Origin of the sequence: Croceitalea marina, assembly GCF_042684265.1 — a bacterium.
GTDB lineage: Bacteria > Bacteroidota > Bacteroidia > Flavobacteriales > Flavobacteriaceae > Croceitalea > Croceitalea marina.
In genome coordinates this window covers 154,401-169,745 of record NZ_JBHULB010000006.1, presented here as the reverse complement: position 1 = coordinate 169,745, position 15,345 = coordinate 154,401, and the positions used below count along the sequence as shown (strand labels likewise).

16 protein-coding genes are annotated in these 15,345 nt (G+C 36.9%); 10 read left to right on the top strand and 6 right to left on the bottom strand.

Annotated features, from left to right (window positions below; translation table 11 throughout):
- Positions 1 to 54: 54 nt before the first annotated feature.
- Complete coding sequence (locus ACFSQJ_RS02815) at positions 55 to 432, bottom strand: PUR family DNA/RNA-binding protein (protein ID WP_377765366.1); 378 nt, start codon at positions 430 to 432, stop codon at positions 55 to 57.
- An 81-nt stretch (positions 433 to 513) separates the two neighbouring features.
- The gene (locus ACFSQJ_RS02810; protein WP_377765365.1) at positions 514 to 2,265 is read right to left on the bottom strand and encodes an ABC transporter ATP-binding protein; all 1,752 of its coding nucleotides are present in this window, start codon (positions 2,263 to 2,265) and stop codon (positions 514 to 516) included.
- A gap of 167 nt (positions 2,266 to 2,432) precedes the next feature.
- Here ACFSQJ_RS02810 and nusB point away from each other — a divergent pair, with 167 nt between their 5' ends.
- Genes nusB through yajC form a run of 3 tightly spaced genes read left to right on the top strand, consistent with a single transcriptional unit; the run spans position 2,433 to position 4,205 of the window.
- Positions 2,433 to 3,380, top strand: a complete 948-nt coding sequence (gene nusB, locus ACFSQJ_RS02805) for a transcription antitermination factor NusB (RefSeq protein ID WP_377765363.1) — start codon at positions 2,433 to 2,435, stop codon at positions 3,378 to 3,380.
- A 42-nt stretch (positions 3,381 to 3,422) separates the two neighbouring features.
- Complete coding sequence (locus ACFSQJ_RS02800; RefSeq protein ID WP_377765361.1) at positions 3,423 to 3,905, top strand: DUF1573 domain-containing protein; 483 nt, start codon at positions 3,423 to 3,425, stop codon at positions 3,903 to 3,905.
- A gap of 9 nt (positions 3,906 to 3,914) precedes the next feature.
- On the top strand, positions 3,915 to 4,205 hold the full coding sequence (gene yajC / locus ACFSQJ_RS02795; protein ID WP_377765360.1) for a preprotein translocase subunit YajC: 291 nt from the start codon (positions 3,915 to 3,917) through the stop codon (positions 4,203 to 4,205).
- Positions 4,206 to 4,257: 52 nt separating this feature from the next.
- On the opposite strand, the gene ACFSQJ_RS02790 is transcribed toward yajC, so the two are convergent.
- Both ACFSQJ_RS02790 and pepT read right to left on the bottom strand, forming a co-directional pair.
- Positions 4,258 to 4,851 carry a YdeI/OmpD-associated family protein gene (locus ACFSQJ_RS02790; RefSeq protein ID WP_377765358.1) on the bottom strand — a complete coding sequence of 198 codons (594 nt, stop codon included), beginning with the start codon at positions 4,849 to 4,851 and terminating at the stop codon, positions 4,258 to 4,260.
- Positions 4,852 to 4,853: 2 nt separating this feature from the next.
- Positions 4,854 to 6,080, bottom strand: a complete 1,227-nt coding sequence (gene pepT / locus ACFSQJ_RS02785) for a peptidase T (protein WP_377765357.1) — start codon at positions 6,078 to 6,080, stop codon at positions 4,854 to 4,856.
- A 96-nt stretch (positions 6,081 to 6,176) separates the two neighbouring features.
- Here pepT and ACFSQJ_RS02780 point away from each other — a divergent pair, with 96 nt between their 5' ends.
- From ACFSQJ_RS02780 to ACFSQJ_RS02770, 3 genes are read left to right on the top strand one after another with little or no spacing between them, the layout of a single operon-like run.
- Positions 6,177 to 6,599 carry a hypothetical protein gene (locus tag ACFSQJ_RS02780; RefSeq protein WP_377765355.1) on the top strand — a complete coding sequence of 141 codons (423 nt, stop codon included), beginning with the start codon at positions 6,177 to 6,179 and terminating at the stop codon, positions 6,597 to 6,599.
- 57 nt (positions 6,600 to 6,656) lie between these two features.
- On the top strand, positions 6,657 to 7,697 hold the full coding sequence (locus ACFSQJ_RS02775; protein ID WP_377765354.1) for a quinone-dependent dihydroorotate dehydrogenase: 1,041 nt from the start codon (positions 6,657 to 6,659) through the stop codon (positions 7,695 to 7,697).
- 10 nt (positions 7,698 to 7,707) lie between these two features.
- The gene (locus ACFSQJ_RS02770) at positions 7,708 to 8,244 is read left to right on the top strand and encodes a DinB family protein (RefSeq protein WP_377765352.1); all 537 of its coding nucleotides are present in this window, start codon (positions 7,708 to 7,710) and stop codon (positions 8,242 to 8,244) included.
- A gap of 3 nt (positions 8,245 to 8,247) precedes the next feature.
- On the opposite strand, the gene ACFSQJ_RS02765 is transcribed toward ACFSQJ_RS02770, so the two are convergent.
- Positions 8,248 to 8,577: a Dabb family protein gene (locus ACFSQJ_RS02765; protein WP_377765351.1), complete on the bottom strand. Its 330-nt coding sequence runs from the start codon at positions 8,575 to 8,577 to the stop codon at positions 8,248 to 8,250.
- 170 nt (positions 8,578 to 8,747) lie between these two features.
- Between ACFSQJ_RS02765 and ACFSQJ_RS02760 the strand changes: the two genes are divergently transcribed.
- Complete coding sequence (locus ACFSQJ_RS02760) at positions 8,748 to 9,374, top strand: LysE family translocator (RefSeq protein ID WP_377765349.1); 627 nt, start codon at positions 8,748 to 8,750, stop codon at positions 9,372 to 9,374.
- Positions 9,375 to 9,393: 19 nt separating this feature from the next.
- Entirely contained in the window at positions 9,394 to 10,257 is an 864-nt protein-coding gene (locus ACFSQJ_RS02755) for a hydroxymethylglutaryl-CoA lyase (protein WP_377765347.1), read from the top strand.
- A 50-nt stretch (positions 10,258 to 10,307) separates the two neighbouring features.
- Here the strand turns inward: ACFSQJ_RS02755 and ACFSQJ_RS02750 are convergent, their stop codons facing one another.
- Positions 10,308 to 12,527 carry a TonB-dependent receptor family protein gene (locus ACFSQJ_RS02750; protein WP_377765346.1) on the bottom strand — a complete coding sequence of 740 codons (2,220 nt, stop codon included), beginning with the start codon at positions 12,525 to 12,527 and terminating at the stop codon, positions 10,308 to 10,310.
- Between the two features lie 225 nt (positions 12,528 to 12,752).
- Here ACFSQJ_RS02750 and guaB point away from each other — a divergent pair, with 225 nt between their 5' ends.
- Together guaB and ACFSQJ_RS02740 are read left to right on the top strand one after the other, a co-directional pair.
- Entirely contained in the window at positions 12,753 to 14,225 is a 1,473-nt protein-coding gene (gene guaB, locus ACFSQJ_RS02745; RefSeq protein ID WP_377765344.1) for an IMP dehydrogenase, read from the top strand.
- A gap of 213 nt (positions 14,226 to 14,438) precedes the next feature.
- Positions 14,439 to 15,326 carry an ABC transporter ATP-binding protein gene (locus ACFSQJ_RS02740; protein WP_377765343.1) on the top strand — a complete coding sequence of 296 codons (888 nt, stop codon included), beginning with the start codon at positions 14,439 to 14,441 and terminating at the stop codon, positions 15,324 to 15,326.
- The last annotated feature ends 19 nt before the right edge of the window (positions 15,327 to 15,345 follow it).

The following is a 15,345-nucleotide window of genomic DNA, read 5'->3' as shown; positions in this document are numbered from 1 at the left end:
TAAAAAACGACCTGCGGAAACAGGTCGTTTTATTAATTTATTTTTTCTGGCGTTTTATATATCATCGAAACTTACATCTGTAAAATTACCAGAAGTAGAATCATCTTTCGCCGAACCGTTTTCTTCATCCTCTTTTTTGAAATCTTTTTGATGGCGCTCAGAGATGACCTCTTGTCCTTTTTCATCAATGATGTAGTCCATCATCTCTTCCATAATTTCTTTAAATGCCGTAAAGTCTTCTTTGTACAGGTAAATTTTATGCTTTTTATAGTGGAATGAGCCATCATCATGAGTAAACTTTTTACTTTCTGTAATAGTTAGATAGTAGTCTCCTGCCTTTGTGCTTCTAACATCAAAAAAATAAGTCCTTCTTCCTGCTCTTAGAACTTTGGAGTAAATTTCTTCCTGGTCCATTAAATCTTTATCGCCCATCTGGTATAGTGTTCTTTAAGTGTTCTGTTACTTAATAGTATCAAAAATGTAAAAAAAAAGCTAATTCAGCAACTTTTTAGATTAATCTTTATCTGACAATTGATCCAAGAAAAGTTCTTTATAATATCCTTCAGAATTATTCAGTTGTTCATGGGTTCCCTCTTGAAGGATACTACCATCCTCTAAAACAATAATTTTATCCGTGTTTTTTGCAGAAGACACCCTATGGCTTACAATAAGTGTTGTCTTATCGGTTGAGGCGTTTTTTAGATTTGCCAAAATTTCTTCTTCGGTCTCTGTGTCTACAGCAGAAAGGCAGTCATCAAATAGGTAAATCTCAGGGTCTTTAAGTAGTGCCCGAGCAATAGATACCCTTTGTTTTTGGCCACCGCTTAAAGTTATGCCGCGCTCGCCGAGTATGGTGTTGTATTGCTTTGAGAAACCAATAATATTTTCATGGACTACCGCTTTTTTTGCGACCTCAATAATTTCATCTATAGAGGCGTCCTCTTTTCCGAATCTGATGTTATTCTCTATAGTGTCTGAAAATAAAAAGGCATCTTGGGGCACGGCACCTATAGCGCTGCGCAAACTATAAAGATTTAGTTTTTTAATCGGGATATCGTCGATTAGAATTTCACCCGAAGAAACATCATAAAGCCTTGAAACCAAGTCTAAAATTGTTGATTTTCCTGAACCTGTTTTGCCCAAAAAAGCAACGCTTTCACCAGGTTCAATAGTAAAAGAAATATTTTTTAAGGCCGTAATTTCGGTGTCTTCGTAAGTAAATGTAACATTTCTAAATTCGATTTTCCCTTTTATTGGTGTAGGCTCAAGAACTTCATTTTTAATGGTTGGCTGTTCGGTTAAAAACTCATTTATTCTTTTTTGAGAAGCCTCGGCGCGTTGCACGATTGAGGTTAACCAACCTACTACCGCAACAGGCCATGTAAGCATGTTTACATAGAGAATGAATTCTGCAATAATTCCAATAGATTCAATTTCACCATTGATATATTGTTTACCACCAATGTAAATGACAAAAATGTTGCTGATACCTATTAAAAGAATCATTAATGGAAAAAACCAGGCGTTTACTCTGGCCAAATCCATACTTGTATCTTTTCCTTCTTTGGCCAAGCCTCTTAATTCAGCATTTATTTGAGGTTCTAAACAATAAGCCTTTATAACGGAGACCCCTGAAAATGATTCTTGGGTGAAAGTGGAAAGGGTAGATAGATACTCTTGTACTTTTGTGCTTCTTTTATGAATGACCTTGCTAATCTGATAAATTAAAACTGATAATATGGGCAGCGGTATTAGGGTATAAAATGCTATTGTAGGTGCCTTTATAAACATTAGCGGTATTAGACAAACAAATAGAGTCAAAGTTTGAATGCCATACATGATAGCTGGACCCGCATACATTCTTACTTGACCTACATCTTCGCTAATTCTGTTCATTAAATCTCCAATGCGGTTGCGCTTGTAAAAATTAAGATTTAAGAATTGGTAATGGTCAAAAACTTCGTTTTTTAAGTCATATTCAATATACCGCGAGACGTTAATAATCATCTGGCGCATTAAAAAAGTAAAAAGCGCAGATAGCAATGCAGCCCCTACAATTATGAGTATATATTCAAGTAAAACGTCTTTTGCCTCAGATTTAGAAATCGAATCACCGATATAATTTTCGACCGCTTTTATCGATTTGTTTACGTAAGATGGCATTACCAAAGAAAAAATCCTCGCAATAATCGTAATAAGTATCCCTGCAAATATTTTAACCCAGTATTTTTTAAGGTACTTATTTAGGTATTTAAGTTCTTTCATAAATTTAAAAAAGGACAGGTCAAATTGGTAATCGGGCAAAGATATAGGATTAGCACAAAAACTAATGTTATAAAACTGATAAGATATTTTTTGGTCTAGGTATGCTGAAAATATAGCATTACTTTTGCGATGTGCTACTGACCATATTTACTTTAAAGTTCTTTTAAATGCTAACAAGAAGGCATATTCGCGTAAAGGTAATGCAGTGTATTTATGCATTAATTCAGTCTAAAGACGATTCTTTGGAAAAACAAGAGAAATTCTTGAAATATAGCATAGATAGTATGTACACCCTTTACTTGTTGATGTTTAGCTTGTTGACCGAGTTACATCAGCTTGCAGAAAAACACGTAAACCATGCAACTAAAAAGTATATGGCTTCTGAAGATGACAACTTTCCTCAGCGTGATAAGTTTCTTAAGAACAAGCTTTTGCAACAGATAGTTTCAAACGAAAGCTTGCAAAAAGAGTTCTCAAAGCGAAAACTTCAAAATTGGTACCTGAACGATGAATATGTAAAGCTGATTTTTAAAGATATGATTGCTAGTGATATCTATAAAAATTACATGTTGTCTTCCACAAACAGTTATCAAAAAGACAAAGACGTTATCATTTCGCTCTACAAGGAGGTAATTGCGCCGAACGAAAAGATTTATGAATATTTTGAGGATGATAGACTTACTTGGATAGACGATATTCCTATAGTAAACACCTTTATATTTAAACAGTTGAAAAAGGTGAAAGAAGATGCGCCTGATGGTTTTTTCTTACCCCGATTGTTAAAAGATGAGGAAGATATGGTCTTCGCAAAAGAGTTATTGACCAAAACTTTATTGAAGAATACCGAATGGGAAAAAGAAATAGAGGGTAAGACCCCTAATTGGGACAAAGATAGAATAGCCGAAATCGACTACATTCTTTTAAAGATGGGTATTTGTGAGCTACTGAACTTTTCGTCGATACCTGAAAAGGTGACCATAAACGAGTATTTAGAGATAGCCAAAGAATATTCTACACCAAAAAGCAGCATTTTTATCAATGGTATCTTAGACAAATTGGTCAAAGAATATAAAGCCGAAGGAAAGTTGCAAAAAATTGGCAGGGGGTTGTTATAAGTAATATTTCGTTATTTTTGCATTAAATTAAAAATTCATAAGATGAAAAGAATAGTTACAGCGCTAAGTGTTGTTGCACTTTTGTTTATTTCGACTTCTTGTAAAGACAAGGCAATTGCTAAGATTAATTCTGACAATGTTGAGGTTGCTTCAAATAGAGATGCGGCTCAAAAGAAAATTCCTGTAATGAGTTTTGATAAATCAGAGCATGATTTCGGAACCATAGAACAAGGTACTCCGCAAGAGACTATCTTCAAATTTACCAATACTGGAGATGCTCCCTTGATCATTACTGATGCTAAAAGTAGTTGTGGTTGTACTGTTCCTGAGTATCCAAAAAATACACCTATTGCTCCTGGTGATTCTGGAGAGTTGTTGGTGAAATTTAATGGTTCAGGACAAAACTTGGTAACAAAAACGGTTACGGTAACCGCAAATACAGCAAAAGGTTCTGAATTGTTAAGAATCAAAGCTTTTGTTAACCCTAAAGGAACGGTTGCGGTAGCTGGCCCTGTAAAAGGATAAATAGACTAGATGGAAGGATTAGGACAGTTCCCTTTTTTAATAGCAATTTTTGCAATTTTCTTTGTTTTTATGATTCTACCTCAGATGAGAAGACAGAAAGCGGAAAAGAAGTTCGCAGCAGAATTAAAAAAAGGCGATAAGGTGATGATGAAAAGTGGTCTTCATGGTAAAATATCAGAATTGAACGATAAAGACAATACCTGTGTTATTGAAACCATGGCCGGACGATTAAAGTTTGATAGAAGTGCCATTTCTATGGAGATGAGCAAAAAATTGAATCCTGTTCCTGCCAAGAAATAGTTTTGCAAAAAGATGTAAAAAAGCCTATGACTTTAGTCATAGGCTTTTTTGTTTACCGATACCTGTCGCTAAGACCTTCACCTCTTAAAATCATTGGAATGATTTTTTCGAGCCGTCTAAGTTTGGTTTTTTCTTGCTTCGCACTCGTAATATGCTCATTGAACTCTTTTTGCTTGTAATCACTCATTTTATAAAAAGCTAGCTTTAACTTTTTATCATTGTCTAATTTTTTAGCTAACAGTTCTGGTATCGCAACTTTTTTTGTCGATTTTGATGGAACTAATACCCTATGGTTTTTTTGATTTTCAATCGCTTCGCGGATGTATCCAAGAACTTGAGTTTCGTTTATATCTTCAAGGCTATGAAACTTCCAATGGCGCATTGCTTTTGTTTTCCCTTCTTGCGCATTTTCCAGCACATTAAGCGGATCATTAAGAAATACCCCATTGAAGAACCAAATGCCAAAATGGTTCTTAAACTTGCAAACGGAGAGCACATTTTTGTTGTTTAGGGTATAGGTGGGAAAAAGCCATTTGAACGTTTCCTCTAAGTCGGTTTTTAAGGCTAAATCCCTTAAAATACCAATGGCTTTTTTGTAATGATGTTCTTCGGCAAAATAGGCCTCAACTTTTTCAGACCGATTCATAATTAGAATTTTTCACCAGTAAGTTCGCAAATTTTCACAATAGTTTCAACTGCTTTTTGCATACTTTCTAGCGGCACGTATTCATACTTACCATGAAAATTATGTCCTCCTGCAAAAATATTAGGGCAGGGCAGGCCCATAAAACTCAATTGTGAGCCATCAGTGCCTCCTCTAATAGGTTTAATTATAGGTTCGATTCCTATTTTCAGCATGGCCACTTCGGCAATTTCGATAATATGAAAAACAGGCTCTATTTTTTCTTTCATATTTCTGTATTGATCATTGATTTCTACTGAAATAATCGCTCCATATTTGTTATTCAACTTTTCAGAAATAGCTCGTAACAAGCCCTTTCTCGCCTGAAACTGCTCTTCATCATGATCACGTATAATTAGCTCGAATTCGGCATTTTCGATATCTCCTTTTATACCATGAATATGAAAAAAGCCTTCATTGCCCTCGGTCATTTCGGGTACCTCTCGTGGAGGCATAAGACTTAAGAACTCATTAGCTACACCAATGGCGTTGATCATTTTGTTCTTTGCATAGCCTGGGTGTACACTTTTACCTTTTATAATCACCTTTGCCCCAGCGGCATTAAAATTTTCATATTCGAGCTCACCGATCTGACTTCCATCTACCGTATAGGCCCAATCTGCCCCAAACTTTTTTACATCAAACTTATGTACGCCTCTACCAATTTCTTCATCAGGGGTAAAGCCTACGCGAATTTTCCCATGTTTTATTTCAGGATTTTGAATTAAAAACTCCATAGCGGTTATAATTTCGGCTACTCCGGCCTTATCATCAGCTCCTAATAAAGTCTTTCCGTTTGTAGTAATCAGCGTTTGCCCTTCATATTGTTTTAAATCTTCGAAATAATCGGGCGATAAGACTGTATTTGAAGCTTTATCCAAAACAATATCGCCACCATCGTAATTTTCAATGATTTGTGGTTTTACATTAGCGCCTGTATAATCTGGTGTGGTATCATAGTGCGCTATAAAACCAATTGTAGGAACTTCTTTGTTTAGATTGCTGGGCAAGGTGGCCATGATATATCCATTTTCATCGATAGAGACCTTTTCCAGGCCAATCTTACTCAGTTCAAGTACAAGTTTTTTAGCTAATTTCCACTGTTTTTCTGTACTTGGGGTGGTTTTGGAATTAGGGTCACTTTGTGTATCAATTGAAACATATTCCAAAAATCGAGGTAGTAGGTTTTCCATAAAACATGCTTTTCATCAAAAATAATGCTTATTAAATCGGAAATATGATAAAAAAAAAGCCGATTGCAGCTATATTGTTGTACTAACTTAACTGATTTGATAAGAACTTTACTCTCTTTATTTCTGCTACTAATGCACTTTTCCGCCTATTCGCAAGAAGTATGTTACTTGGGGATTGGTGGTAAAGACGATGATACTATTAAAAATGTCTTTAAGTTAGATTCTACTCAAGTTCAAAAACTTAAAGATTGGGGGGCAGAGCTAAAATACCGCAATAGTTTTTTAATCGATCAAGCGAATAATTTGGTCAAAAGGCATGCAGAGAGCTCGCCAGAAGTACTCATGACGATGTCATACCAATACAGGAAATTATTGGATAGTATGCAAAGTAATTTGCATATGCTCGATAAGCGTATGTTAGGTATTTTTACTGACGAGCAATACAGCCTTTACGTTAAACTCTGCCATGAAATTTCTAGTAGTCCGCTTTACCCGACCATTTCTGTTAACGAAAAATAGCAAAAGATGTCAGATTACCAGGCAAGAGTTTCTATTTTTGCGCAAATTTCAGAGTAGATGTATAAGTACCTAATTAGGCCCTTATTGTTTTTATTGGATGCTGAAACTGCACATCATTTTTCTTTCTTTTCTATAAGAATACTATCTAAATTGGGCTTTGCTTCGATTTTTAGGTCATTGTACTTAGTAGATGACAAAAAATTGGAACGCGAAGTTTTTGGTATAAAATTTAAAAATCCCGTGGGTTTGGCAGCAGGTTTTGATAAAGATGCCAAGCTTTTTAATGAATTTTCAGACTTTGGATTTGGTTTCGTTGAAATCGGAACGCTAACACCAAAGGGCCAACCAGGTAACCCTAAACCAAGATTATTCCGCTTGAGAGATGATCAGGGAATTATTAACCGAATGGGTTTTAATAATGGCGGCGTTTTTGATGCGGTCGAAAGACTTAAGAAAGAACATCGTGTAATTGTTGGTGGAAATATTGGTAAGAACAAGATTACTGCTAATGAAGATGCGGTCAAGGATTATCTAATTTGCTTTGATGCCCTTTTTGAACATGTGGACTACTTTGTAGTAAATGTGAGCTCCCCTAATACACCAGGACTAAGGGAACTACAGGATAAAAAACCCTTAACAGAACTATTAAAGCAATTAAAACGAGAGAATTCAAAAATTGCCAAGGCAAATAATGTCAAAGAGAAACCCATTTTATTAAAGATAGCTCCCGATTTGACCGAAAGCCAGTTATTGGACATAATTGATATCGTAGCAAATACAAAGATTGAGGGAATTATCGCCACGAATACGACCATCAATAGAAAAGGTTTGAAATCTCATTTAACACTGGCAGAAGAAAAGGGTGGACTTAGTGGAAAACCCTTAAAGAACAGAAGTACCGAAGTAATACGTTTTTTGGCAGAAAAGAGTAATAAGGCATTCCCTATTATTGGGGTTGGCGGGATTCATTCTGCTGAAGATGCTTTGGAAAAATTGGAAGCTGGTGCGGACCTAGTCCAATTGTATACTGGTTTCGTCTACGAAGGACCGGGTTTGCTTAAGAAAATCAATAAAGCTATCTTGGAAAGGGAACAGTAATCCTTTTCAAATGAAGCAATTCACACTAGTTTTAGTAGCATTAATTTCTACCACCTTAGTATTTAGTCAGCCAGAAAGCGAGCTAAAAACCGAGTTTACAAAAATGTATCTCCCCGTTTGGCTAGAGGCGCAATCGCATTGCTTGGAGGTTGCCGAGGCAATGCCCCAAGAACTATATAGTTTCAGACCAACCCCTGAAAGTAAATCCTTCGCAGAGCAAATGGTTCATATCGGGTATACTATAGAACTTTTGACCAAACGTTATGTTCAAGGTATGGAAGTGGTTCCAAATACCCCGGATGCTTCCAAACTTAGCAAGTCTGAAATTATCGCCTTGTTAAAATCAGGGTTTTCCTATACTACAGAAATCATTAAAACTATAGAACAAGAAAAACTTGATGAAACCTGCGTGATGTATCATAGTGGAAATACTGTAAGCAGGGCTTTCGCATTTTTTTATGTACAAGACCATTTAACCAATCATAGGGCTAAAGCCAACCTTTATCTAAGAATGAATGGTATTGAACCCCCAGAATATACTTGGTAAATCTTACTTTGCCCAGTAATCTAAGACCAAGACATCATCAATATGAGGTGAAGCAACGGCTATAAAAGCCTTATGATCTGGATGAGGCAGATAGATAGCCCTATCTTCTTCATTTTTAAAGCTTACAAAAAAGGAATGGGTAAAACCTTTGTCCAAACCTTCAGGGCTATTGTTGGTTCCCCATTCAAAATCTACAATTTGCGGAATTTTTCCTGGTAAAGCTGCAAATGTCTTTTCAATAGTAGCTAGCTCTTCTGCGCTTGTATCTTCTTTAAATTTAAAGAGTACGATATGGCGTAGTAAGCTGTCTTGTGTTATTTTTTCAGTGGTCATTGTTGATTTTTCTTTTACATCGATTGAAACACACCCTTGTATAAGGAAAAAGGAGACTAGTAAAAATAATGTACTGATTAGATGATTGATTCTCATATTTGATTTATCAGGAGCTCGAATTTAGCTTTTAAAATTATAGAATTTGTATTTTGAGCACTTAAAATTCAATTTTGAATTACGAAATACTACTTGGTTTTATTCTTGCCACAGCTGCGCTTGGTGTATCTCCAGGACCGGATAATATTTTTGTACTTACCCAGAGTATTGCCAATGGCAGAAAATATGGTTTAGCGACCGTTGCGGGGCTAATGACCGGTTGTTTGGTACACACCAGCTTTCTGGCTTTTGGTGTTTCAACGATAATAAAGAATAATAACACGGTCTTTTTAATTATTAAACTGTTCGGTGTAGCCTATCTCTTATATCTTTCTTATTTGGTTTATAAGGTTGGAGATACCATTGAGCTAAATAGAGAAGTAGCTCCACAAAAGGGGGTGTTAGCGCTCTTTCGAAAAGGCTTTGTAATGAATGTCTTAAACCCAAAAGTGACCATCTTTTTTTTAGCATTTTTTCCCGGTTTTCTTTTTAGCAATAGCTTAAATACAATTTGGCAATTTTATATTCTAGGTTTTATCTTCATACTAGTTTCTTTCATGATTTTTGCAGCTATTGCCATTCTTGCAGGCGCTATTAGCACCTATATTTTAAGAACTCCAAAAGCCGGCTTTTTTCTTAAGTGGTTGCAGATTGTTGTTTTCGTTGGTATAGCTATTTATCTACTGCTATCGGATAAATAATGGTAATTTTGAAATTAGAATGTCAAAAGTAAAACTCATAGAATGTCCACGAGATGCCATGCAGGGTATAAAGGCATTTATTCCAACGGAACGGAAGGTCAAATATATTCAGTCGCTCTTAGGCTGTGGTTTTGATACTATAGATTTTGGAAGTTTTGTTTCGCCCAAGGCAATTCCTCAAATGATAGATACGGCAGCGGTTTTAAGTAGGTTGGATTTATCAAAAACCAATAGCAAACTTTTAGCGATTGTCGCTAATGTTAGAGGTGCTGCGGATGCGAGCGAGCATAAAGAAATAGATTATTTGGGCTACCCTTTTTCAATTTCTGAGAACTTTCAAATGCGAAACACGCACAAGACTATTGAGCAGTCCGTTGAAACCCTTAAAAGTATTTTAGACATTGCTACTAACTCTGGTAAAGAAGTGGTTACTTACATTTCAATGGGTTTTGGAAACCCCTATGGTGACCCTTGGAACGTTGAAATAGTGGGGGAGTGGACAGAACGTCTTGCAGGGATGGGAGCAAAAATATTATCGCTTTCTGATACCGTGGGTACTTCAAACCCAGAAACCATAGATTATCTTTTTTCCAATCTTATACCAAAATACCCAGAAATCGAGTTCGGGGCACATTTGCATACGACACCCACAAAATGGCACGAAAAAGTTGATGCTGCTTATAAAGCGGGGTGTAGGCGTTTTGATGGGGCCATACAAGGTTTTGGTGGCTGCCCTATGGCTAAAGACGAATTGACCGGTAATATGCCTACCGAGCGTATGTTATCTTACTTTACCGCAGAAAAAGCAGATTCCAATGTAAACGCTATGGTTTTTGAGGCAGCTTATAACAAGGCAACAGAACTTTTTTCTTCTTACCACTAAAAACGCCCAACGAAAGTCGGGCGTTCCAAATCATAATATCTATTATTTATCTAATACCTTAATTCTAATCCTCCAAAAAAGCCAAAAGGCATTCCTGGTCTAAGTCCAGCAGGTACTCTTGCCACGGCATAAGTTTCATCTAGCAAGTTCATCATATTCGCTGTTAAGGCAATATGTTTTCCTAAACGGTACTTGCCACCTAAGTCCAATACTAGATTCGAATCGACTTTTTCATTTTCTGGAATAGCTCCGCTACCAGCTTGGGTTCTAAAAGCGCCATTAAATCGACCATTAAAGTTTATCTCATACTTTTCATGAACAAAAGAAAGCGTTGCGTTTAATTGATGTTTAGAAAGATAGGGTAGTTCATCGCCGGCATTTACTTCACCCCAAATATCATTTTCGCTACCAAAACTATTCAGAAATTCAGTATCTGTATAAGTGTAACCAATTGTCAATGGGAAAACAAAATTTTCTGAATTTGGGAGCAGGTTATAGTTTAAAAGGACTTCCAGTCCTTGTACTTTTACTTCTCCCGCATTGAACTGATCTAAAGATCCTGTGCCTCCGGTAGCCGCCAAATCGCTTCCAAGTAAGTTGCTATAATCATTATAAAAACCTACGATTTCACCGGTTAAACCACCATATGTAAAACGCGTGCCTAATTCATAGTTTACACTTTCCTCAGGTTGTTCCCCCACTTGATTGCTTGGCGGAGAAAAACCTTTGTGAACTCCTCCAAAGAGCGAAATATTTTCGAAATTATAATTGAAACCCATACCGGGTATAAAAACGTCAACTTTGTTTTCACGTTCCGAAAGGTCGATACCAGTTCGTTCAACATCGTTATTTCCAAAATTCCTCCTGCCAAGATTTATATTCTCATATCTAATACCTGGCGTCAAGGTAAGGTTCTTATATTTTAACTTGTACAGCGCGTACGATGAAAAAGCGGTAGCATCACTAATTCTATTGGCATTAGTCCCAGGTATCCCCGCATTTGTTAATTGCATTATACCATTGGTTATCCCGTAATCATCAATCCATTGAAAACGGTCCTCTTCATCATAATGGTATCGCAGTCCTACTTCTATATCATGAAACGTATTTTCCCCTGTCCAATGATAGTCAAGTTTTGTTTGCACACCTGTTGAGAGATACTTTCTGTTATTGGCCCGAACATTGATTGCATCATCTGCTCCGCTATCTGTATTACCTCTAACAAGATCAATATAAGGGGCAAAGTTTTCCGGGTTATTGAATACCGTCCCTATTCCTTCTCTTTGGCCATTTATTGTTATAAAGTCAGATTTGTACCAATTTCTGCTAAAATCATTAATATATCCAACGGTGGTTATTCTAAAATAATCATTGAACTTAAGAATATGGGTACCCATGAATTGTAGGTGCTCTGTATTCATTTGATCCACTTGAGAACCTGCATATCTTCTAAAAGGAGTATTTTCAAAATCTTCTTGGGTAAGCCCTAAGTAGGTTTCATCTGAGGTTTCATCAGAATATTGAAATTTAAATTCGAATTCTTGTCCTAATTTAGCCTCAGGGTTGGTTCTCACCTTGAATTTTGCAACCAAATCATTTTTGTCAAAACCGGTATCTGCACCGTTATCCAATTGTTTGAACCCGTTAGAATTATAATTCAGATATTCTATAGCGTAACCAAAATTCTTTTTGCTGTCGCCAAGCTGGGCATGAATTCTGCCACTCTGAAAGCTACCATAACTGGAATTTAAGAAAATGCCAAAGTCTTCAGGCACTTCGGTTGATAGCATGTTTATCGCTCCCCCAGTAGTATAGGGGCCATATTGCACTTGACTACTTCCCTTAAGTACTTCCACGGCTTGCATTCTGGCGATTGTTGGAAAATAATATGCGGATGGTGCACTGTATGGAGCGGGAGCAATTAAAACACCATCTTCCATTAATGTAATCTTTGAACTTCTTTCAGGTGAAGTGCCACGTAAGCTTATGTTTGGTCTTAATCCAAAACCATCTTCTTCATAAACATTTACCCCGGGTACACTTCTTAGGGTTCTATTGACATCTGTGTAATTAAATCTTTTAATCTCTTCAGGAGAAATATAATACGCAGAACCTGTTCTATTCTTTGCTTCAAACTTACTTCCAAGAATAACCTTAGCTGAAAGAACCACTTCGTTTAAACGGATGGAATCAATTTTTTGTGGAATATTCTGTTGTGAAAACAATGAAAAGGCGATAAAGAATGTAGGTAAAAATAACTTTTTTGGCATCACTATTTATTTAGACTGATTTAAAATAACAAGGCAAATGTAAAAATGGAGTAGCTAAAATCAAAGCTTATTTAGAATAAATAAAAATAAGAATATTTTAAGTTTTCATTCCCAATGGGTTACATCAAAAATTTAACATACTGGGCTTTAACACTGGTTCAAATTTTTGATAAAACCACCTAAGTAAAAAACAGTATCTTTGCACGCAATTAATCCGTAATTGCAATGGAAGCCCACCTAAACAAAATTCTTGGCGAAGGCCTTACTTATGACGATGTTCTTTTAGTGCCAGCTTTTTCTGAGGTGCTGCCAAGAGAAGTAAGTATCAAGTCTAAATTTACGCGAAATATTACCATTAATGTTCCTATTGTATCCGCTGCTATGGATACCGTGACAGAATCTAAAATGGCAATTGCAATTGCCCAAGAGGGGGGTATTGGGGTTTTGCACAAGAATATGACTATAGAGGAGCAAGCCTTGAAAGTACGTAAAGTAAAACGTGCTGAAAGCGGTATGATAATGGATCCTGTCACAATGCCTTTAAACTCTAAGGTTATTGATGCAAAGGCCAATATGAAAGAGCATAGTATCGGTGGAATTCCTATAGTTGATGACTCAGGAAAATTGATTGGTATTGTGACCAATCGTGATTTGCGTTTTGAAAAGAATAACGAAAGACCAATAGCTGAAGTAATGACTTCAGAAAATCTTGTAACTGCAGGCGAAGGGACTTCCCTTTCGGAAGCTGAGGATATTCTGCAAGAACATAAAATTGAAAAGCTGCCAGTTGTAGACAAAGATTACAAATTGGTAGGCCTTATTACATTTAGGGATATAACAAAACTTACCCAAAAACCAATTGCTAATAAAGACCAATACGGAAGGCTTCGCGTAGCTGCAGCTTTGGGAGTTACAAGAGATGCGGTGGATAGGGCAGAAGCGCTGGTAAACGCCGGTGTAGACGCCGTTGTTATAGATACGGCACATGGACACACCAAAGGTGTGGTATCTGTTTTAAAAGAGGTTAAAAGTAAATTTCCCAAGCTTGATGTGATTGTAGGAAACATTGCTACCGGTGAAGCTGCAAAATATTTAGTTGAAGCTGGTGCCGATGCGGTAAAAGTAGGTATCGGACCAGGTTCTATTTGTACTACAAGAATTGTGGCTGGAGTTGGATTCCCACAGTTTTCTGCAGTTTTAGAAGTGTCAGCGGCTATTAAAGGTTCAAGCGTCCCTGTAATTGCGGACGGAGGAATTAGATACACGGGTGACATTCCTAAAGCAATTGCTGCGGGAGCAGATACTGTCATGTTAGGTTCTTTATTGGCAGGTACCAAGGAGTCGCCTGGTGAAACTATTATTTATGAAGGGCGTAAATTTAAGAGCTACCGCGGAATGGGTTCTGTTGAAGCGATGAAACAAGGTAGTAAAGACCGCTATTTTCAAGATGTTGAAGATGATATCAAAAAATTGGTTCCAGAAGGTATTGTAGGTCGTGTACCCTATAAAGGAGATTTGTTTGAAAGTATTCATCAATTCGTTGGGGGCTTACGTGCCGGTATGGGTTATTGCGGCGCAAAGGATATTGAAACCTTAAAGGAAACGGGTCGTTTTGTTAAAATTACCGCTAGCGGTATTAATGAAAGCCATCCTCATGATGTAACTATTACTAAAGAGAGTCCTAATTATAGTAGATAAGAATTTTTTAGCTTCAGAATTTATAGGTCAAAGTTTTATCTACAGTTTTAATTTCAACGCATGTATACTTGCGTGTTTTAGTTCATCCAAATAAAAAGTACTACTTTTTGTAACAAGTTTGATGAGATATAGTCTCATTGAAACAGCAGTGCTGTTGTCGTTTATAACCGACGATAAATAGAATCATTTAACTAAACCAACTAATCTTCGCAAATGGATTTACAAATTGAAAACTTGAGTAAAACGTATTCTAACGGTGTACAGGCCTTAAAAAATGTCAATCTAACCATACCTAGGGGCATGTTTGGTCTTCTCGGGCCAAATGGGGCAGGTAAATCGTCGCTCATGCGCACTTTAGCAACCTTGCAACAAGCAGACGAGGGTGCGGTAACCTTAGGTGAAATCGATGTTTTAAAAGACAAGGAGAAAGTTCGTGAAATATTAGGCTACCTACCCCAAGAATTTGGCGTTTATCCAAAAGTGAGCTCGTATAATATGCTTAATCATATTGCTTCGCTAAAAGGTGTTTCAAGCAAAGGTGAGCGCAAAGATTTGGTAGAGTCTTTATTGACAAAAACGAATCTTTGGCATGTGCGTAATAAAAGTTTGGGTACCTATTCCGGTGGTATGAAACAGCGCTTTGGCATTGCGCAAGCACTTATTGGAGATCCTAGATTGATTATTGTGGATGAGCCCACAGCAGGTCTCGACCCTGCGGAGCGTGTGCGTTTTCATAATCTATTAAGCGAGATAGGAGAAAATACTATCGTTATTCTATCGACACATATTGTTGAAGACATTTCTAATCTATGTAATAATATGGCCATTATTTGCCTTGGTGAAGTGGTCGCAAAAGGTAACCCGGCCGAATTGACCCAAGCGGTAAAAGGTAGGGTCTGGAAAAAGGCCATTGAAAAGTCTGAACTTGAATCGTATCAGTCAGATCTTCAGGTTATCTCTACACACTTAAAAGCCGGTAAAACTGTAATACATGTTTTAAGTGATAACCAACCCGATGCTTCTTTCGAAGCTAGCGATGCTAATTTAGAAGATGTTTACTTCGCTGAGATTACCTCGCGTATGGAAACTATTTCTGCATAATTGTTTTACTAATCATTAA